The sequence below is a fragment of the Ekhidna sp. genome, from assembly GCF_965227465.1.
GTDB lineage: Bacteria > Bacteroidota > Bacteroidia > Cytophagales > Cyclobacteriaceae > Ekhidna.
Genome location: NZ_OZ245746.1, coordinates 2,396,757 through 2,417,519, shown reverse-complemented (window position 1 = coordinate 2,417,519; position 20,763 = coordinate 2,396,757). Strand labels below are relative to the sequence as shown.

Sequence of the window (20,763 nt, the reverse complement as noted above, 5' to 3'; positions counted from 1 at the left end):
GCAGCTGAAGAATTAAAATCTCTATTATCTAATATAAAGATTCCTCGTTCCTCGGAATGACAGCAATGTTTAATTTGTCATGCCGGTCTTGATCCGGCATCTTCATTTATATCATTTCTTACAAAAAGAGAAATCTCTACCATCTGGCAGAAAGATTCCTCGTTCCTCGGAATGACACTAAAGCTAGATAGATTCTTCGCTGCGTTAAGAATGGCATCTTGGTACAAAATACGAGGGATTCCTCTTTGAAAGGACGGTGCGTAATCACGCCTGTAGTACTCTCAAAGGACACACCTACAATGAAGCCAGACTATCCTCCAACGTCTTCAGCTTGGCTTCAGCATCTGACAGCTTTTTGCGTTCCATAGCAACCACCTGCTCAGGTGCACCATTTACAAATCGTTCGTTGGACAGCTTTTTCTCCACCGACTTCATAAAGCCTTTGGTGTAGATTAGCTCTTCCTCGATCTTTTTCTTCTCAGCTTCAATATCAATATTCTCAGTAGCAGGAATGAAGAATTCGTCCGATCCTATAACGAAACTAAACGCATTAGCAGGTTTGTCACCAGCTTTAATGGCTGATAAATTGCTCAATTTTTGCAGTGACTCACCAATACTTGTGATCGCCTTCGAGTCGGTTGTCAACTCCAGAGCTTCTTTAGGAGACAGGCCTTTTGAGCTTCGAATGTTTCGAATACTGGACGTAATCTCAAACAACAAATCCGCCTCTTTCAGTACCGCATTGTTAAACTTTTCAGCTTTTGGCCACTCAGCTACAATTATTGCTTCGCCATCCTTACGGTCCTTTAGTTCGTGCCAAAGTTCTTCTGTAATGAATGGCATAAACGGGTGTAGTAATTTCAACACCTTCTCAAACAGTTCAATAGTTGCAGCGCGCGTCTTTGAATCAATCGGTTGACCATACTCAGGCTTAATCCACTCCAGGTACCAACTACAGAAGTCGTTCCAGATCAGTTTGTATGCAGTCATCAAAGCATCTGACATTCTAAATTTGGAAAAGTGATCTTCGAGTTCGGTCAGCGCTTTATTCAACTTATTTTCAAACCAGGTAATTGCCTGAGTATTCACAGCAGGTTGAGCTGCATCGGTTGTTTCCCATCCTTTTACTAATCTGAAAGCATTCCAGATTTTGTTGGAGAAATTTCTTCCTTGTTCTACGAGTTTTTCATCAAATAGTAAATCATTACCTGCTGGGGAGCTGAACAACATGCCTGTTCGTACTCCATCTGCACCATACTGTTTGATGAGATCCAGTGGATCAGGAGAATTACCTAAAGACTTTGACATCTTTCTGCGCTGTTTGTCACGTACAATTCCCGTTAGATAGACATTTTCAAATGGCTTTTCATCCAGGTATTCATATCCGGCTATGACCATTCTGGCTACCCAGAAGAATAAAATCTCCGGTGCAGTCACCAATGTATTAGTAGGATAAAAAAAGCTTAAATCCTCGTTTTTACTTTTATCTATTTTACCTGTTACCGGATCAAAGCATTTTTCATTGAATCCGTCAAAAACGGCAATCGGCCATAGGTTGGAAGAAGCCCAGGTGTCCAGTACGTCTTCGTCTTGTTTCAGGTCTTTCTCAGTCAGACTGTTATTGCCTGTGGTTTTTCGTGCTTCCTCTACAGCTTTTTCTATAGTCTCAGCAACCACAAAGTCGTTCTCGCCATCGCCATAATAGAAGGCAGGGATACGCTGACCCCACCACAATTGTCGGGAAATACACCAGTCGCGTACATTCTCCATCCAGTGGTTATAGGTATTCTTAAACTTAGATGGGAAAAGCTGAATTTCATCATCCATCACAGACTGGTGTGCGCGCTTCGAGATTTCCTTCATCTTTATAAACCACTGCAACGAAAGCTTCGGCTCCACAACAGAGTTGGTTCGTTCAGAACGACCAATCTTGGTTACAAATTCTTCTTCTTTAACCAATATCTCAGCCGCTTTCAGATCTTTAATAATCATCTTGCGCACTTTGAATCGATCCTCACCTACATACTTTTCAATCTCACACTTCTCATTGAGCGTTCCATCCAAATTGATTGTATCAATGATTTCCAGATTATGTCGCTGACCAATCTCGTAATCATTTGGGTCGTGAGCAGGTGTCACTTTCAGACATCCGGTACCAAAATCTAATTCTACATAGTCATCTCCAATGATTGGGATTTCGCGATTAATGAAAGGAACCAGCGCTTTCTTACCGATCAGGTGTTTGAATCGTTCATCTTTCGGATTTACAGCAATGCCTGTATCTCCCATGATGGTTTCCGGTCGCTGAGTCGCAATCGTTACGAATTCATCCGAATCCTTGATTTGGTATTTTACGTGATAAAGAACCGCCTCCTCGCCATCCTCATTGTAAATTACTTCTTCGTTTGAGATGGTTGTTTGAGCTTCAGTATCCCAATTAACCATCCGTAAGCCCCGGTAGATGTAACCTTTATTGAACAAGTCAACAAACTGCTTAATTACCGCATCATGATAGTTTTTATCCATGGTGAACGAGGTTCGTTCCCAATCGCACGAAGCACCTAATTTTTTTAGCTGCTCCAAAATGATCCCGCCATACTTGTCTTTCCACTCATAGGCGTGCTGCATAAACTCATCCCTGGAGAGGTCACTTTTCTTGATGCCTTTTTCACGAAGCATCTTTACCACTTTGGCTTCCGTAGCAATGGAAGCATGATCTGTGCCGGGCACCCAACAGGCTTCTTTACCTTCCATTCGAGCTTTTCGGATCAATACATCCTGAATGGTATTATTGAGCATGTGGCCCATATGCAAGACTCCTGTGACGTTGGGAGGCGGGATTACGATCGTATATGCTTCTTTGCCTGTTTTGGGAGTGGCATGAAAGAAGTTTTGATCCATCCAGTATTGGTACCATTTGTCCTCTACCTGGGTCGAGTCATATTGTGCGGAAATGCTCATTTATGCTATTTCTTCGTGTTAAAATTTTTGAAGCCACAAAGTTAGTAGCTCTTACACTTCTTTTCCCTTTGTCAATGGAATTATGCCATGCATATTTGTGGTTAAGGAATAAAAAATTATAAAATGGAAATAGCTGCTAATAATCCAAGCCTTAAATCGTGGGTGGAAATACCTGAAAATTCAGATTTCCCCATCCAAAACCTGCCTTTTGGAATTTTTAAGACTGAAGGCAGGAAAAGAGCCGGAGTGGCAATTGGAGATAAAGTGGTAAATCTGGCAGCACTACACGAACATGGATTATTGAGTGACCTAAGCCTTCCAGATGGCATTTTCGAGCAAGAGTATCTTAATAATTTTCTAAACCTGGGTAAACCAACCGGTCGATTGGTTCGAAATCGAATCTCTGAATTGCTTCAGGTGGGGAATGAAGAGCTAAAAAGCCATTATGCATTAGGTTCTTTTATGTTAGATATGGAAAAAGTTACCATGTGCCTACCTGTGCAGATTGGAGACTACACGGACTTTTATTCCAGTGAACAGCATGCCTACAATGTGGGATGCATGTTTCGAGATCCTGAAAATGCACTAATGCCCAATTGGAAACACATTCCTGTAGGCTACCACGGCAGATCTTCCTCCATCATTGAGTCCGGTGTTCCTATTCATCGACCGAAAGGGCAGCAAAAACCGAATGACGATGAGCCTCCAGTATTTGGTCCCTGCAAACTTTTAGATTTTGAGTTGGAGATGGCATTCATTACCTGTGGGTCGAATGAGCTGGGAGAATCCATCAGCATTGAGGAGGCTGAGGATCATATTTTCGGCATGGTACTTTTCAACGATTGGTCAGCCAGAGATATTCAGAAGTGGGAATATGTGCCACTTGGTCCATTTTTGGCGAAGAATTTTGCTTCTTCCATCTCTCCATGGATTGTAACTTTAGACGCATTGGAGCCTTTCAGGATAGCTGGCCCTAAACAGGAACCGGAGGTGCTACCATACTTACAATATAAAGGGAATAAGCACTTTGATATTGATCTTGAAGTCGCCATTCAACCTGATGGCGGTGAAGAAAAGGTAGTAGGTAATTCCAATTTTAAATACATGTATTGGAATATGGCGCAGCAACTGGCACATCAGACAGTAAATGGATGTAACATTAAAACTGGAGATATGTACGGGAGCGGTACGATTTCAGGACCAGAACCACATCAGTTTGGATCCATGTTAGAGATTTCCTGGAAAGGAACTAAGCCAGTTAGTATGCCCGATGGGAGCGAAAGGAAATTTATCCAGAATGGTGATACAGTGATCATGAGGGGGCACGCTGAACATAATGGAGTTCGAATTGGTTTTGGAGAAGTAGCAACTAAAGTACTTCCCTCCAAATGACGATCGATCCTAAAGAACTCCCAGTACCGCAACTGCATGGGCATCTGCTAAGTGCTGTTGCTCCAAGACCTATCGCTTTTGCAAGCACGGTTGACAAAGAAGGGAACGTAAATCTGAGCCCATTCAGCTTCTTCAATGTATTTAGTGCCAATCCACCAGTCATGATTTTCTCACCGGCCAGAAGAGGAAGAGACAATACCACAAAACATACGCTTGAAAATGTCAAAGAACATGCCGAGGTTGTGGTAAATGTGGTGTCCTATGACATGGTGCAGCAGATGTCACTGAGTAGTACGGAATATGAAAAAGGCGTCAATGAGTTTGTGAAGGCAGGCTTCACTGAAGTAAAATCAGAACGGGTAAAACCACCTAGAGTAAAGGAAGCGCCAGTTTCTTTTGAATGCAAGGTAATAGAGGTGAAGTCGCTGGGAGAAGAAGGAGGAGCGGGGCAGCTTGTAATTTGTGAGGTCCTTTTGATTCACATTGCGGACCGTGTGTTGGATGAAAATGGGAAGATTGATCCAAATAAAATTGATCTGGTTGCCAGGATGGGAGGCAACTGGTATTCCAGAGCATCGGGAGATGCTATATTTGAAGTAACTAAACCTTTAACAACTATGGGAATAGGTGTTGATCAAATACCAGATAGAATCAGAACCAGTACCGTCCTGACAGGTAATCACCTGGGGCAGCTGGGCAATGTTGAAGCTTTACCTACAGAGAATCAGGTAAAAGAGTTTGCTAACGAGCCGGAAGTTCGCTCGATCCTAGATTCATTTGATGATGACGAAAATATCCAACTCGAGCTTCATAAGCTGGCCGCAGATCTTCTGAATGAAGGAGAAGTCGATACTGCATGGAAAGTCCTAATGATGGAATGAAATAGCTATTAGTCTATAGTCGTAAATCGACAATGGACTAAAAATTGTTGACTTGAAATGAAAGACAACTTCTCCACCCAATCAGACGACTATGCAAAGTTTCGTCCAGTCTATTCCAAAGAATTGATTAATTATCTCATCTCTTTGACCAAAAATCAGGAGGTCTGCTGGGATTGTGGAACAGGTAATGGTCAGCTTGCTGTTGCCTTATCAGATACTTTTAGGCAAGTAAAGGCTACTGACATTAGCCAAAATCAGCTGGATAACGCTACAAAACGACCCAATATTGAATACTCCAAGCAGCCGGCGGAGCAAACCAATTTCCCGGATCAGTATTTTGACTTAATTACTGTTGCTCAAGCCGCTCACTGGTTTGATCATCAGCGCTTTAATGATGAAGTTAAGAGGACATTGAAACCAAATGGAATTATTGCTTTGTTTGGTTACGGATTGGTGAAGGTAGAGGGAGTGATCGGAAGTATTATCAAAGACTTTTATTGGACTATAACTAAACCTTACTGGGATTCAGAACGAGATCATATTGAAGCGCAGTATGAAACCATTCCTTTTCCATACGACGAGATTCAAGTGAGTCAAAATTTCGATATCATAAGCGATATGACAGTGGATCAATTAACAGGTTACATCAGTACCTGGTCTGCTGTTCAACATTTCATTAAGGCAAATGGCTATTCCCCTATCGATCAATTGAAAATCGACCTTACGAAGGTCTGGAATAACGAAGATCGCCAAGTTACTTTTCCGGTATTTATACGAGTGGGGCGTGTTTCCTAAAAAGCAAACCTCGTTTTAAATTCCTCCAATTCAGTTTTTAATTCTCTAGTTTCAAACCTTTCGATTAACTCAAATAATTTACTTTCTGGGCTGATCTTTAATTCACGAAGGTTCATGTGCTGGTTGGTGAATAAAAACTCAAGTGAGGGATATATTTCCTTCAACACATCTACAATATCTAAAATCTGGAGGTTCTTATCTACGAGATTGTAGATTCCGCTAGTCACCTCCTTTGTAATGACCTGAGCCAAAGCGTGACATAAAGAATCTACATGAATAAATGCCCGAGATTGTTTTCCATTTCCATTGATTTGGATGCGACCGGTAAAGTTCGCATCAAACATGAAACGATTGATTACCGCATCAAATCGCATGGATTTACTATAGCCATAAACATTACCCCCTCGAATGTTAATCGCATTCTTCTTTTCTGCTAAACGATTTACGTGTTCCTCGCCTCGCAGTTTAGATATTCCATAAAATGTAGATGGAGCGGGAGTCGTGTTTTCATCTGACATATGATCACTTGCCCCATAAACCGATGTACTACTCAAGTAAATAAATTTGGAGATATCTGATTCTTCGGCGCAATAAACAACTTCGGCGGTTCCCCAATGATTCACCTGCTCGTAGTAGTGAGGATCAGTGTTTGCAAATGGTGTGGTGACTATTGCAGCAAGATGTACTACAACATCAGCATCTTTCATAAGTTTTTTAAGTTGACGGGTATCTAAAATATCACCCCTCACCGATTGAATTTTTGCTTTATGCTCAAATTCTTCGCCAAGAAAGAAATTATGATGCCCCTTGCTTAGGTTATCATATACGATAATTCTCTCAATCTCAGGACTTGTGATGAGGTGTTTGACCAGTTTCGTTCCAATATATCCGGCTCCTCCGGTAATGAGTACTTTCATGTTTAAGGTGATTATTTGACCAAGTCTGTATGCAATCCGCACTCTACTTTATTCAAGCCAAACCAGCGTGCTTCTCTTTCCTGCATATCCAAGTCCATTTTCCTGGTGCATGGCTCACATCCAATACTGATATAGCCTTTTGCATCAAGGGGATGTTTGGGGAGTTTGTGTTCCTTATTGTAGGCGAAGATCTTCCGGTTATCCCAATCTAACATCGGATGAAACCGAATGCTGTCAAAGGGTGCAGGTTGTTCAACTTTCATTGCTTTTCTAACCGCACTTTGATCCCCCCTTACTCCATTGATCCATATGTCATGGCTGGCAAGTACCGATTCCATTGGTTGAGTTTTGTTGAGATAGCAACAATGATCAGGATCCGTTGTAAAAAGTAATTTACCATTCGATTCCCGCTGCATATATTTAGGTGTGTTTGGCTTCAAGTCTACTATTGTTAAGCCTAACAAACTTGCAATCTCATCTCGAAAGGAAATGGTTTCAGGAAATAAGTAGCCAGTATTAATAAAGTAGACAGGAATAGAATTGTCGATATTACTCAGGATATGTAGCATTGGAATACTATGCGTTTGGAAGGATGAGGTTGTAAAAAGACGCTTGCCCTCATTCTTATATGCTTCAATTTTTTTCCTGATTTCTGAGACCTCCATTGAGTATGTTTTGGGGCAAAACAAACACAGGATAAAATAAATTCATAGGCTTTCGAAACATCTTTGATAAAGCCATTGTTATGAGTTCCAGTAATTTTGCAACATGCCAAGAGTAACAGTCAATCGTAAAGAACATTTCAACGCTGCTCACAGACTATATAATCCTGAATGGACCGATGAGAAAAATGAGCAGATCTTTGGAAAATGTAACAACCCAAATTGGCATGGACATAATTATGAGGTGATTGTAAGCTTGACAGGCGAACCTGATCCTGAAACAGGATACGTTTATGATATGAAGAAATTGAGTGATCTTGTTAAAATACAGGTTCTCAATAAGTTCGATCATAAAAATCTTAACTTAGATGTAGTTGAATTCAAAAGTTTGAATCCTACAGCGGAAAATATTGTTAAAGTTATCTATGACTTGCTTCGCGCTGAAATCGAAGAAGAGTACGAGATGAAAATTACACTTTATGAAACAGAAAGAAACTACGTCGAATATTCAGGCTGAGGAGCATGATGATATCGCGGAGCAACACGTAGGAACATCTTACGATACTCCACTTCGTCCAGACGCATTTGAACAGGACGATGAATTAAAGATCGAACTAATATCCAAGCATTTCAAAGAGATTATGCATGTATTAGGTTTGGACCTGGAAGACGACAGTCTATCCGGAACTCCAAGACGAGTGGCGAAAATGTATGTGCAAGAGGTATTTGCTGGTCTAAATCCAAAGAATAAACCCAAGGTGCGACTCTTTGAAAATAAATACAAATATGACCAAATGCTTGTCGAGAAAGACATTACATTCTATTCTCATTGTGAACATCATTTCGTGCCAATATATGGTAAAGCTCATGTAGCCTATTTTCCGAATGGTAAGGTGATTGGCCTATCCAAAATCAACCGAATTGTTCAATACTACGCCAAAAGACCACAAGTTCAGGAAAGGTTAACTGTTCAAATTGGAAATGAATTGAAATCTATCCTGCATACGGACCATGTGGCGGTGGTTATAGATGCGTCTCACATGTGTGTTTCATCTAGAGGTGTCAACGATACCAATAGCCAAACAGGTACCGCATTTTTTGACGGTAAATTCAAAGATCAAGATATCAAAACGGAATTTTTAAATTACGTAAATTCAATAAGCAAGCCATAATTTGATCTGAAAGATCTAAAGTTCCATGAATGGTTTTCTATAAAAACTAGTTGACATATCTTTGCGCACTGTTTTTGAAAACCATATAAAAAATCATGGATAAATTAATCTATTTAGTGCCTGCCCTTGGGCTTTTAGGGCTTCTTGTGATGATCATCAAATCTCGCTGGGTTTACAAGCAAGATGCTGGTGATGAGAAAATGCAAACTCTTGCAAATTACATCAGAGAAGGGGCGTTGGCATTTCTTAGCGCAGAATATAGAATACTTGCCATTTTTGTTGTTATTGCCGGGGCACTGCTTGGGGTAATTTCAATGATGGTGGAAACCACTCACTGGTTCATCATTGTAGCATTCGTTATTGGAGCATTCTTCTCTGCATGGGCAGGAAATATCGGTATGCGAATCGCGACTGCTGCAAATGTAAGAACCACTCAAGCTGCACGTACAAGCCTTCCACAGGCATTAAAAGTTTCATTTACAGGAGGAACCGTGATGGGATTGGGAGTAGCTGGTTTAGCAGTATTTGGACTAAGTGTTTTGTTCATTTTCCTATTTCAATTCTTCATGGGTGGTCAGTGGACAGCTAATGGAGTTAATGACATGACTGTTGTGCTTGAGGCGTTAGCAGGTTTTTCTTTAGGTGCTGAATCTATTGCACTATTTGCTAGAGTTGGAGGAGGTATTTATACCAAAGCAGCTGATGTTGGGGCTGACCTGGTAGGTAAAGTTGAAGCAGGGATTCCTGAGGATGATCCAAGAAATCCAGCTACAATCGCGGACAATGTTGGAGACAATGTAGGTGACGTTGCAGGAATGGGTGCCGATCTTTTCGGTTCTTATGTAGCAACTGTATTAGCATCGATGGTTTTAGGTAATTACGTGATAAGAGATATGGGGGGTTCTATTACAGATGAATTCAACGGTATCGGCCCAATCCTTCTCCCGTTGGTGATTGCGGGACTTGGTATTGTATTCTCATTGTTTGGAACACTGTTAATCAAAGTTTCAGGTAACGATGCAAAAGAAGCTCAAGTTCAAGCCGCACTTAATAAGGGAAACTGGGGATCTATCATCTTGACAGCTATTTCATGTTATTTCCTAATTGATTTAATTCTTCCTGCTGAAATGACAATGAATTTCTTCGGAGAAGGCAATCTGACGGTCACTTCAGGAAATGTTTTTGGAGCTGTCCTGGTTGGACTAGCGGTAGGAGGACTAATCTCTTACTTTACAGAGTATTATACAGGTCTTGGTAAAAAACCGGTTCTTGATATTGTTCAAAATTCTGCAACAGGAGCTGCTACTAACATCATTGCCGGACTTTCTACGGGTATGATTTCAACATTTGCTCCAATCTTGCTTTTCGCAGGTGCGATCTGGGGAGCTTACGAGCTAGCTGGATTCTACGGAGTTGGTATTGCAGCATCCGCTATGATGGCTACCACAGCTATGCAATTAGCGATTGATGCGTTTGGTCCAATTGCAGATAATGCAGGTGGTATTGCTGAAATGAGCGAATTGCCAGATGATGTTAGAGAAAAAACGGATATCCTTGACTCGGTAGGTAACACTACCGCGGCAATCGGTAAAGGATTCGCAATTGCATCTGCTGCATTAACAGCATTAGCGCTTTTCGCAGCATATGTCACGTTTACAGGAATTGATGGAATTAACATCTTCAAAGCAGACGTACTCGCTGCTTTATTTATTGGAGGTATGGTTCCGGTTGTATTCTCTGCGCTTGCTATGAGATCTGTAGGTAAGGCAGCCATGGAAATGGTGAAAGAAGTAAGACGTCAGTTCAAAGAGATTCCGGGGATTATGGAGGGCACTGGTCAGCCAGAGTACGGAAAGTGTGTAGACATCTCTACCAAAGCGGCATTGAGAGAAATGATGCTTCCGGGAGCAATCACGATTATTGCACCAATTCTAATTGGTTTCTTGATGGGACCTGAGGCCTTAGGTAGCTACATGGCAGGTGTTGCTGTATCAGGTGTGCTTTGGGCCATATTCCAGAACAATGCCGGTGGTGCTTGGGATAATGCGAAGAAGTCTTTCGAAGCAGGTGTAATGATCGATGGTGAAATGACCTATAAAGGTTCTGAAGCTCATAAAGCAGCAGTAACCGGAGATACAGTTGGTGATCCATTTAAAGATACGTCTGGCCCATCAATGAACATATTGATCAAATTGACTTGCCTGGTTGGACTTGTAATAGCTCCTATTTTAGGAGAGGTTTACGGATCAGGTGGACACGGAGCTAGTGATGAAGCTGCAATTATTGTGGTGGAGGAAGCTGAACCAGTGATTGAAATGAAAGAAGTTTCTAAAGAAATTAAAGTGGAAATGACTTCATTGGAAGATGGACAAGTTCAGGCTATTGTCACATACATGGTACAGGAAAATGCTGAATCAATGACTAAAGTTGATACCTTGGTTGGGGATGAAGCCACAGTGAAAGCACAAATAGACGCGATGAAAGATTAATTTCTTGAAAATATAAAATGAAAACCTCGACCTTAGGTCGGGGTTTTTTTATGCCTTTACTTAACTTCCGCCTGTGTCCAATGAAGCATTGTTTCAAATAGCAGAAGACTGGTTTAAGTCTAAAAAATGGGAATCTTTTGAATTTCAAAGACAAACCTGGGATGCCTATTTGAATGGTAAAAGTGGCCTCTTAAATGCTCCCACTGGATCTGGAAAAACGTATGCATTATGGATTCCTTGCGTGCTTGAATTCTTAAAGCATCATGAACTACACGATATAAAGCCTGAAGTCCAGATTTTGTGGATTACCCCACTAAGAGCGCTGGCAAAAGATATTCGATCAGCCATGCAATCTTTTTGTGACGATTTGGATTTGCGATGGAAAGTCGGACTTAGAACCGGTGACACAACTACCTCAGAAAGGCAAAAGCAAAAAAAAGAAGCTCCACAGGCGTTGGTGATAACCCCCGAAAGCCTGCACGTATTATTGAGTCAGGGTGACTACCCCAATTACTTGAAGAATGTAAAAAGCATCATCGTAGATGAGTGGCACGAGTTAATTGGGACAAAGAGGGGGGTGGCAACCGAACTTGCCATTTCCAGGCTAAAAAAACTATCAAAGGATAAATTGAAAATATGGGGCATATCCGCCACCATTGGAAACCTGCCCCAGGCCAAGCGTGTCTTATTAGGGGAGGATCTTTACCGAGACTCAGTTTCGATCAAATCTGAAATAGAGAAGAAGATTGAAGTAGCTTCCATTATGCCGGACGAGGTGGAGAAATTCCCATGGTCAGGATATTTAGGCGTCAAGCTGATCGATAAAGTATTACCCATTATTCAGGAGAGTAATACCACACTTCTTTTTACCAATACACGTTCACAAACGGAGCTTTGGTATCAGGCAATTTTAAAAGAGGCACCAGAGCTTGCCGGCATTATAGCCATGCATCATGGATCTATGGATCAGCATATACGATCATGGGTAGAGGATGCGCTTCATGCAGGTAAGCTAAAATTAGTCGTTTGTACCTCCAGTCTAGATTTAGGTGTAGACTTCCGGCCAGTTGATTCGGTCATTCAGATTGGAGGACCCAAGGGGGTATCACGATTTCAGCAACGCGCCGGCAGAAGTGGTCATGGGCCCGGAGAAGTCAGTCGAATTTATTTTGTGCCTACACATTCTCTTGAACTCATTGAGGGAGCAGCACTTAGGACTGCCATAAAAAATGGAAAATTTGAACAGCGAAAGCCATTAGAAAAATCATTGGATGTTCTCGTTCAGTATTTAGTGACTTTATCTGTTAGTGGTGGATTCAGACCTCTGGAAATTCTCGAAGAAATCAAGCAAACCTATTCATTTCGGTTATTGACTGGAGAAGAATGGAATTGGGCACTTGAATTTATCACAACTGGTGGAAGTACATTAGGGGAATACGACGAATTCTCGAGGGTTTATAATGACGATGGAATTTACAAAATCATTAATAGCAGAGCAGCTCAGCGTCACAAGTTATCCATTGGGACTATTGTGGGAGATCCTGCCATGAGTGTGAAATTTATAACTGGCGGACATTTAGGGACGGTTGAAGAGAGTTTTGTTTCGAAGTTAAATCCCGGTGACACGTTTTGGTTTGCCGGACAAAATCTCGAGTTCATCAGAATAAAGGACTTAACCGTGTTGGTTAAGAAGTCCAAACGCAAGAGCGGCTTAACACCTTCCTGGGGAGGTGGCAGATTACCACTATCTTCTTTGCTTTCGGATTTAATACGATCAAAACTCCAATTAGCTATAAATGGAGATTTTTCTGATCCGGAACTCGAAAAGATCAAGCCGATTTTAGATTTACAAAGTAAGATGTCAATGATCCCTGATAAAGACTCTTTACTCATAGAGAAAGTAGAAACGGAACATGGACATCATCTTTTCTTTTTCACTTTCGAAGGGATGTTTGTCCACGAGGTGTTAGCAGGATTGATCGCTTATCGGATGAGCAAACTTCAGAAAATAACGTTTTCCATCTCAATGAATGATTACGGGTTTGAATTACTCTCTGATCAGGAAATCGCGATTGAAGAAGGCTTGGAATTGGATTTGTTCACCGAAGAAAATATCTATCATGATATTAATGAATTGATAAATATGACGGAAATGGCGCAGCGAAAATTTAGAGATGTTGCCACAATAGCTGGACTTATATTTCAGGGATATCCGGGAAAGAATATTAAAGCACGTCATCTACAGGCCTCCTCAGGCATCCTTTACAAGGCTTTCCAGGAATATGATGAGCATAACTTATTATTAAAGCAATCCATGGAGGAGGTCATGACACTTCAATTGGATCAGTCCAGGTTTATGGAAGCCATTCGAAGAATAAATAAGCAAAAGGTTATCCTTAAAGAAACTGAAAAGCCTACGCCGTTTGCATTCCCAATTTTGGTCGATATGATCAAACGAGAGCGCTTAAGTTCAGAAGATGTGACCGATAGAATTTTAAAAATGCAAATGCAGCTTGAAAGGTCTGTCGGAGACGATTAAATTTGACGTATGAAAAGCGTAATATCCATTTTAACTTTAATTGTAACATTATCACTTCAAGGTCAATCCATCGTTGGGAAGTGGAAAACCATAGACGATGAGACGGGCAAGCCTCGTTCTATCGTTGAGATTTATGAAAAGCAAGGCAAATTCTATGGAAAAATTAGTAAGCTTTTTAGGGAACTGGGTGAGGATCCAGATCCTATTTGTGATGAATGTGAAGATGATCGAGAAGGTAAGAAGATCATCGGAATGGAGATCATCACTGATATGAAATACAATAAAGGGGATAACCTGTACCATAAGGGTGAAATTCTCGATCCTGAAAATGGCAATATATACGATTGTAGACTTTGGGTAGAGGATGGCAATTTAAAGGTGAGAGGATATCTATTGTTTTTTTATCGAACGCAGACCTGGCTGCCGTATGAAGGAGAATAAATGGAGATAAACATAGCCAATGAAAGACTTCATTTATTGCCTGAACGAGCACTTTTTCTAGAGAGTTTTAAAACACTGATTCTTTCAGATCTGCATCTTGGAAAAGCCGGACATTTTAGGAAACATGGGATACCCATTTCAAAAAAAATCCACAATACGGATTTAGCAATTCTCGAGATGCTTATCAAAAAGCACATGCCAAACCAGGTCATTCTACTTGGAGATCTCTTCCATAGCCATGAAAACAATGAATGGAATGATTTTCTTCGTTTTTTAGCGGTCTATGACTTTGTTGATTTCACTCTCGTTGAAGGTAATCATGACATACTAAGTGATTACCCAAGCGCTCTCTCGGTTATTCCATATTTAGAAATTGGCCCTTTTTCGCTCACACATATAAAAGAGGATTCAACGAAGTATAACTTATCAGGGCACATTCATCCGGGGGTTTCTGTAAAAGGGAGAGGCAGACAAAGTATTACGCTTCCTTGTTTCTATTTTTCGAATGGTTATGGGATTTTACCTGCTTTTGGACAGTTTACCGGTATCAAGAAAATACGCCCAAAGAAGAAAGATGTAGTTTACGGCATTGCGGATAATCAGGTGATTGAATTAACGTGAGATTTATCGTATTTTACAATTGTAAACCCCAGCACTCACCCATGAGGGGTTACTTTATTGATTTTAAACGTATTAAAAACTGGCTTGGTGTATGAAGGACAGTGAAATACTGGCGGGAATTAGTCGCGGAGATGAGCGAATGCTTGATCACCTGTATAAGAAATATTACAGGATGATGACCAAGATCGTATTGTCCAATAATGGGACTGAGGACGAGGCGAAAGATGTATATCAGGAGGCCTTACTCGCTTTTTGGCAAAAAGCTGCTAGTGGTAAATTGGTTTTGACATCCAAAATCAGTACCTATTTATACAGCATTTGCCTAAATCAGTGGAGAAAGGAACTAGACAGAAAAAGTCGTTTGAGCTCTGAGGAGGTAGATGGTGAAGAATATCAAACGCATGATGCTAAAGAGCGTCTTAAAATTGTTACTGATTGTATTGGGCAGTTAGGCGATGTGTGCAAGAAGGTCTTGACCTATTACTATTTTGATGGGTTGGGAATGCCGGATATCGCGAAGAAGATGAACTTTGCCAACACTGATACAGCCAAGACAAAAAAATATAAGTGTAAAAAGAAGCTAGACAGTTTAATAAAAAGCAAATACACCACTGAGGACTTTTTTGATTAGACATGACAAAAATTAACCAAGAACAAATTGACAGATTCCATTCAGGTAGAATGGACGAGGCGGAAATTTCTGATTTTAGGCAACAGCTTGAGTCTGACCCCTCTTTAAAAGCGGAGAGTAATCTTCAAGGCGATATTATAAATGGCCTAAAAGAATTCCGTAAAGCCGAACTTAAAGCAAGACTTGATGCAATAAACGTTGGACCAACCTGGGTTGAGTTTGTTCAGCAATCTACTTTGATGAAATCAATGGGTGGTGTCATTGTCGCTTCAATAATTGGTACAGGAATTTATTTTCTTGGTGAGAAAAATGAAACTATTGATAGTTCAGCGCCGATCTCGGTTGAAGCTCCGCAATATGAGTCAATTGAATATGTGTGGGATTTGGGGCTAGATAAGGATCCTGTCAATCAAAACAAAGAACTTGATAAGCCAGTACTGGAGATCAATAGCAATTTGGTTGCGTCTGAAATACGAGACTCAAAACCAATGAAGGTCAGTGCTACGCTGGAAGATTCATCTCCTATGGATGAAAGTCAGGTATTCAAACCATCCTTTGAAGCACCTTCTGTGCAAGGTGTAGAAGAGGAATCCGAATTTGTATCTTCAGAATTGGATGAATTGCCAGAAAATAAGTCAAATGATGTCTCTGAAAATCCTATCGATGTGGAGACCGAATTATCCAAGAGCACAGTCATCAAATACAAGTATTATGATGGTAAGCTGTTTTTGAAAGGAGATTTTGATAAAGCTCCATATGAAATTCTGGAAATAAATAGTGCCAGAGGTAGACGTATATATGTTTTCTATCTCGATAACTACTATAAAGTTGGGGTCACTGACAGGCTTACTGCCTTACCATTGGTTGGAGATAAGGAAGTAATCAAAGAATTAGAGCTCCTTCGTACGAATAAGTAAATTCAATACGTTCCAAAGCATCTTCATTTTGCCTAAATTCGTGGCTTAATGGAGGACAAGAAAACCAGAAAGAAACGAAAGCTAGGAAGTTATCCCTTTGCCAGCGTGGTATTTAGCATCACGGTGGCATTGTTGGTTTTGGGGCTGTTTGGTTGGTTGCTTCTTCATAGTTCAAGACTTGGAACGCGCATTCAGGAAAATATAGAAGTACAGGTATACCTGAATAAGAATATTTCTAAGGCAGACATTGCTAAAATACGAACCTCGATTGCGTCTAAACCCTACATCCTGGTTAAAGAAAATTCGCAAATCACACTCATTACCAAAGAGGAAGCAGCCAAACAGTTTGTTGATGCAACTGGTGAAGATTTTAAGGATTTCCTGGGAGATAACCCATTAAGAGATCTTTTTGCTGTAAAAATCAAAGGTGATTATCAGGCGCTCGACAGTTTAAATAAGATCAAAGCAGAAATAGAAGGTATTCGGGGTGTGTTTGAGGTTGAATTTGAAGAAAGCCTGATCGAAAGCATAAATGAAAATCTGACCAAAATTGGATTTATACTTCTTGGTATTGCCATTTTTGCGTTGATGGTGGTGATAATCCTGATCAACAATACCATTAAGCTTGCACTATTTTCACAGCGATTTCTTATTAGAAGTATGCAGTTGGTTGGTGCTACAAGTTCATTCATTCAACGGCCATTCCTTTTTAGGTCCATGATGTATGGATTTTTTGCAGGGGTTTTAGCGTGTAGTATAATCTATGGCTTTACCATGTACATGAATACCGTAATTGAAGGACTAGCTGAAATTCAAGACGTGAATGGATTTTTTATACTGTTTTCACTCATCCTATTAATGGGAATTATCGTTGGATACTTCAGCTCACTTAGAGCGATTCGAAAATATTTAAAAATGTCACTAGACGAACTTTATTAAGACATGTCAGAAAAAAGAAAACTTGCTTTCTCTAAAGCTAACTACGTAATTATGATTACTGGTGTCGTGGTACTGGCACTAGGCTTCATTATTATGACAATGGATACCGAACCTTACGGTTTTGGATTCCTTGGACTAACACTCGGCCCAATTGTAGTGATGCTTGGATTCATCATTCAATTTGTAGCCATATTTTACAAGCCAAAAACAAAATCAGAATCTGAATGAGTTGGATTGAAGCCCTAATCTTAGGGATTATTCAGGGGCTTACAGAGTTTTTACCTGTGAGTAGTAGTGGACACCTTGAAATTGGATCTGTACTCTTAAACGCACAAAGTTCGGATAATCTCTTATTCGCTGTTGTAGTTCATCTGGCTACCGCTTTGGCTACCATAGCGGTGTTCAAGAACGATATAGTCGGTCTACTCAAAGATATTTTCAAATTTGAGTGGAATGAGTCAACGCAATTTGCGACTAAGATTCTCCTGTCTATGATACCAGTATTTGTTGTTGCAGTATTCTTCAAAGATGAGATTGAGACGCTTTTTACTGGCAATCTTGTGCTGGTGGGGTCCATGCTGCTAATTACAGGTGCCTTACTATTATTTGCACATTACAAAAAAGATGGAAATAAATCAGTTGGTTTTATAGGTGCACTAATTATTGGAATAGCACAGGCATTTGCTGTTCTACCGGGAGTTTCCAGATCAGGATCAACAATAGCCACTGCGTTGATTTTAGGTGCAGAAAGGTCTAAAGCAGCCAGATTCTCTTTCTTGATGGTTTTGATTCCAATTCTAGGAGCTAGTTTATTAGAGCTATTGGATTATGCAGATGATACCGCTGCGCATACAATTGGCGGTTCGAGTCTTGTAATTGGATTTCTTGCTGCTTTCTTGTCAGGTTATATCGCTTGTAAGTGGATGATCACCATTGTGAGAAAAGGAAAACTTACCTATTTCGCTATTTATTGTTTCATTATCGGCACGATCGCCATTATAGCGGGATAAACAGATGGAAAATAGCTACGAGGAGGGGAGACTTTTATTGATTAACAAACCCGTTGATTGGACATCCTTTGATGTAGTAAAGAAGCTTCGATACGTTTTAAAGGTCAAGAAAATAGGACACGCAGGTACACTTGATCCTTTAGCTACCGGGCTATTAATAATCGGGACAGGGAAGTTTACAAAAAAACTCAACGAGCTTCAGGGCTTGGACAAAGGCTATGAAGGTATCATAGAAATAGGCAAGACCACTCCCTCGTATGATCTTGAAACGGAGTTTGATTCAGAAACCGAATGGTCCCATCTGAATGAAGAGGACTTTAAGCGAGTGAACAATTTCCTAACAGGTCCCATTCAACAAATTCCACCTGCACATTCAGCAATTAAGATCGGTGGTGAACGTGCCTATAAAAAAGCTCGAAAAAATAAAGAAGTGAAAATGGAGCCTCGCTCTGTCATCATACATAAATTTGATATAGACACATCTAAACTGCCCGATATAAAGTTTTCAGTTTCCTGTTCTAAGGGTACATACATTAGGAGTCTTGCTCATGATTTTGGCAAGGAGCTAGGAGTAGGAGGATACCTAAAAAAACTTGTTAGGACAAGTGTAGGTAATTACCAGCTGTCAGATGCTGTAGATTTGGATGAGTTTATTCGCCAACACAATGAAGGTAATTGATCACATAGATGCTTTTGATAAGCCTGATTATTCGGTAGTTACCATCGGTACATTTGATGGCGTACATATTGGGCATCAGACAATTCTGAAGAGACTGGTCGAAGACGCAAAAAAGAACTCCGGAAAAAGTATATTGATTACATTTTGGCCTCACCCCAGATTCATCCTCAATAAGGATGCTGACAAGCTGAAATTACTAACCACTTTTGAAGAAAAGGTGAAGTTGGTCGCTGATATAGGTGTTGACTATATCATCAAAATCGCATTTACACCAGCTTTTTCTAACCTGAGTGCTCAGCAATTTGTGAAGGATATTTTAGTTGATAAAGTGGGAACTACCAATTTGTTCATAGGTTATGATCATCATTTTGGGAATAATAGAGAGGGCAATATTCATTTCCTTAAAGAACATGCACCTGAGCATGGATTTCAAGTAAATGAAATTTCAAAGCAGGAAATTGATCATATTGGTATTAGCTCAACAAAAATTAGGAATGCACTGTCAAGTGGAGAAATTCATCTGGCTAACTCATTGTTGGGGAGAGATTACAGTGTAAAGGGCAGAGTAGTGGACGGTGCGAAAAAAGGAAGGTCCATAGGATTCCCAACAGCAAACATCGAAGTAGAAGAGTCTTATAAACTTTTGCCAGCCGATGGAGCATACGCCATAAGAGCCGTGATCAAGGGTAATATTTATGATGGGATGTTAAATATTGGCTTTAAGCCTACTGTAAATGGATCAAGCCGAACAATAGAGGCACATCTCTTTAATTTTGATCAGGATATATATAATGAAGATATTGTCGTTCAATTTGTAAAAGCTTTGAGAAAGGAAATGAAGTTTGAAAGTCTGGAGAAACTCAAAGAACAATTAGAACTAGACAAAGCAGCTGCATTAAGAATATTAGCATGAGATTAGTTCAATTACATGTGTGGATTTTGTTTTTAGTTGTACTAGCAACATTTAGTTGCAAAAAAACAGATGAGCTTACAGATTTTACCGAGGCTGATGAAATATTACTTGGTGAAAAACTAGCAGCAGTAATAAGCGAAAGTCCAAACTATGCCATTATTCCCACTGAGGGTAATTCCATTCCCTATGGATATGCGAATTCAAGATTGTTGGAATTAGTCAACAGTTCTTCGATCACAAAAGGCGAAGATTTTATATGGACTATTACCTTGCTGGAAGACGAAAGCAGGCAAGCATTTGCACTGCCAGGTGGCTATTTTTATGTGACCACTGGAATGATTTTTTATCTGGAAAATGAAGACCAGTTCTCCGGGTTATTGGCCCACTTTGTTGCTCATATTAATCAATCTCATATAACCGAGCGATTATTCTTTAAATATGGAGTAAATGGATTGAAGAATATTGCCACTTCCGGTGATCCGGAATCTTTGAATGAGATCATTGAGGATCTGGATCTTTTCAATGACTTTATTCAACTATCCAGGGCAAGCGAGCTACAGGCCGACACATTGGCGATAACAATCTTGAGCGAAACGGATCAGTCATGCGAATCAAGTGGTGTCTTCCTTTCCCGGATTCTTAATGTTCAGCCAACGCAGCAAATCGCTTTGATCAATTCGCATCGGGTAGAAGAATCCAGAGTAGAAAGCATAGAATCCGCTGTAATGTCAGCAGGATGTGATACTTCAATCGATTCAGAGTCAGCCAATCGATATCGTTCTTTTAGAAACTCGCTTCCCTAAA

At 40.4% G+C, this 20,763-nt stretch carries 20 protein-coding genes; 17 read left to right on the top strand and 3 right to left on the bottom strand.

What is annotated here, in order from left to right; all coding sequences use genetic code 11:
* Window positions 1-294 precede the first annotated feature (294 nt).
* On the bottom strand, window positions 295-2,961 hold the full coding sequence (locus tag ACO05G_RS10650) for a valine--tRNA ligase (protein WP_421762769.1): 2,667 nt from the start codon (window positions 2,959-2,961) through the stop codon (window positions 295-297).
* 123 nt (window positions 2,962-3,084) lie between these two features.
* On the opposite strand from ACO05G_RS10650, the gene fahA reads away from it, so the two are divergent.
* From fahA to ACO05G_RS10635, 3 genes are read left to right on the top strand one after another with little or no spacing between them, the layout of a single operon-like run.
* Window positions 3,085-4,353 carry a fumarylacetoacetase gene (fahA, locus tag ACO05G_RS10645; protein WP_421762768.1) on the top strand — a complete coding sequence of 423 codons (1,269 nt, stop codon included), beginning with the start codon at window positions 3,085-3,087 and terminating at the stop codon, window positions 4,351-4,353.
* The gene (locus tag ACO05G_RS10640; RefSeq protein ID WP_421762767.1) at window positions 4,350-5,234 is read left to right on the top strand and encodes a flavin reductase family protein; all 885 of its coding nucleotides are present in this window, start codon (window positions 4,350-4,352) and stop codon (window positions 5,232-5,234) included. Before fahA ends, ACO05G_RS10640 begins: the two co-directional genes overlap by 4 nt.
* A gap of 57 nt (window positions 5,235-5,291) precedes the next feature.
* Window positions 5,292-6,029 (top strand): class I SAM-dependent methyltransferase, encoded by a 738-nt coding sequence (locus tag ACO05G_RS10635; RefSeq protein WP_421762766.1) that lies wholly within the window; start codon window positions 5,292-5,294, stop codon window positions 6,027-6,029.
* Here ACO05G_RS10635 and ACO05G_RS10630 read toward each other — a convergent pair.
* Together ACO05G_RS10630 and ACO05G_RS10625 are read right to left on the bottom strand one after the other, a co-directional pair.
* Window positions 6,026-6,946, bottom strand: coding sequence for an NAD-dependent epimerase/dehydratase family protein (locus tag ACO05G_RS10630; RefSeq protein ID WP_421762765.1), 921 nt, complete (start codon window positions 6,944-6,946; stop codon window positions 6,026-6,028). The two genes, ACO05G_RS10635 and ACO05G_RS10630, sit on opposite strands and share 4 nt — an antisense overlap.
* Window positions 6,947-6,957: 11 nt before the next feature.
* Window positions 6,958-7,611, bottom strand: a complete 654-nt coding sequence (locus ACO05G_RS10625) for a phosphoadenylyl-sulfate reductase (RefSeq protein ID WP_421762764.1) — start codon at window positions 7,609-7,611, stop codon at window positions 6,958-6,960.
* Between the two features lie 103 nt (window positions 7,612-7,714).
* On the opposite strand from ACO05G_RS10625, the gene ACO05G_RS10620 reads away from it, so the two are divergent.
* The 14 genes from ACO05G_RS10620 to ACO05G_RS10555 all read left to right on the top strand — a co-directional run bounded on the left by ACO05G_RS10620 (window position 7,715) and on the right by ACO05G_RS10555 (window position 20,762).
* Window positions 7,715-8,125, top strand: coding sequence for a 6-pyruvoyl trahydropterin synthase family protein (locus tag ACO05G_RS10620; RefSeq protein WP_421762763.1), 411 nt, complete (start codon window positions 7,715-7,717; stop codon window positions 8,123-8,125).
* On the top strand, window positions 8,088-8,780 hold the full coding sequence (gene folE / locus ACO05G_RS10615) for a GTP cyclohydrolase I FolE (RefSeq protein ID WP_421762762.1): 693 nt from the start codon (window positions 8,088-8,090) through the stop codon (window positions 8,778-8,780). The genes ACO05G_RS10620 and folE overlap by 38 nt, the downstream gene beginning before the upstream one ends.
* 95 nt (window positions 8,781-8,875) lie before the next feature.
* The gene (locus tag ACO05G_RS10610; RefSeq protein WP_348284172.1) at window positions 8,876-11,269 is read left to right on the top strand and encodes a sodium-translocating pyrophosphatase; all 2,394 of its coding nucleotides are present in this window, start codon (window positions 8,876-8,878) and stop codon (window positions 11,267-11,269) included.
* Between the two features lie 73 nt (window positions 11,270-11,342).
* On the top strand, window positions 11,343-13,808 hold the full coding sequence (locus ACO05G_RS10605) for a ligase-associated DNA damage response DEXH box helicase (RefSeq protein WP_421762761.1): 2,466 nt from the start codon (window positions 11,343-11,345) through the stop codon (window positions 13,806-13,808).
* 9 nt (window positions 13,809-13,817) lie between these two features.
* Window positions 13,818-14,249, top strand: coding sequence for a DUF2147 domain-containing protein (locus ACO05G_RS10600; protein ID WP_421762760.1), 432 nt, complete (start codon window positions 13,818-13,820; stop codon window positions 14,247-14,249).
* On the top strand, window positions 14,250-14,870 hold the full coding sequence (gene pdeM, locus ACO05G_RS10595) for a ligase-associated DNA damage response endonuclease PdeM (protein WP_421762759.1): 621 nt from the start codon (window positions 14,250-14,252) through the stop codon (window positions 14,868-14,870).
* Window positions 14,871-14,961: 91 nt separating this feature from the next.
* Window positions 14,962-15,501: an RNA polymerase sigma factor gene (locus tag ACO05G_RS10590; protein WP_348284176.1), complete on the top strand. Its 540-nt coding sequence runs from the start codon at window positions 14,962-14,964 to the stop codon at window positions 15,499-15,501.
* 2 nt (window positions 15,502-15,503) lie between these two features.
* Window positions 15,504-16,418 (top strand): hypothetical protein, encoded by a 915-nt coding sequence (locus ACO05G_RS10585; RefSeq protein WP_421762758.1) that lies wholly within the window; start codon window positions 15,504-15,506, stop codon window positions 16,416-16,418.
* 48 nt (window positions 16,419-16,466) lie between these two features.
* Window positions 16,467-17,357 carry a cell division protein FtsX gene (locus ACO05G_RS10580; RefSeq protein ID WP_421762757.1) on the top strand — a complete coding sequence of 297 codons (891 nt, stop codon included), beginning with the start codon at window positions 16,467-16,469 and terminating at the stop codon, window positions 17,355-17,357.
* 3 nt (window positions 17,358-17,360) lie between these two features.
* The gene (locus tag ACO05G_RS10575) at window positions 17,361-17,585 is read left to right on the top strand and encodes a DUF3098 domain-containing protein (protein ID WP_421762756.1); all 225 of its coding nucleotides are present in this window, start codon (window positions 17,361-17,363) and stop codon (window positions 17,583-17,585) included.
* On the top strand, window positions 17,582-18,367 hold the full coding sequence (locus tag ACO05G_RS10570) for an undecaprenyl-diphosphate phosphatase (RefSeq protein WP_421762755.1): 786 nt from the start codon (window positions 17,582-17,584) through the stop codon (window positions 18,365-18,367). Before ACO05G_RS10575 ends, ACO05G_RS10570 begins: the two co-directional genes overlap by 4 nt.
* A gap of 4 nt (window positions 18,368-18,371) precedes the next feature.
* Window positions 18,372-19,046 (top strand): tRNA pseudouridine(55) synthase TruB, encoded by a 675-nt coding sequence (truB, locus tag ACO05G_RS10565; RefSeq protein WP_421762754.1) that lies wholly within the window; start codon window positions 18,372-18,374, stop codon window positions 19,044-19,046.
* The gene (locus tag ACO05G_RS10560) at window positions 19,033-19,959 is read left to right on the top strand and encodes a bifunctional riboflavin kinase/FAD synthetase (protein WP_421762753.1); all 927 of its coding nucleotides are present in this window, start codon (window positions 19,033-19,035) and stop codon (window positions 19,957-19,959) included. Before truB ends, ACO05G_RS10560 begins: the two co-directional genes overlap by 14 nt.
* Complete coding sequence (locus ACO05G_RS10555) at window positions 19,956-20,762, top strand: M48 family metallopeptidase (protein ID WP_421762752.1); 807 nt, start codon at window positions 19,956-19,958, stop codon at window positions 20,760-20,762. Before ACO05G_RS10560 ends, ACO05G_RS10555 begins: the two co-directional genes overlap by 4 nt.
* The last annotated feature ends 1 nt before the right edge of the window (window position 20,763 follow it).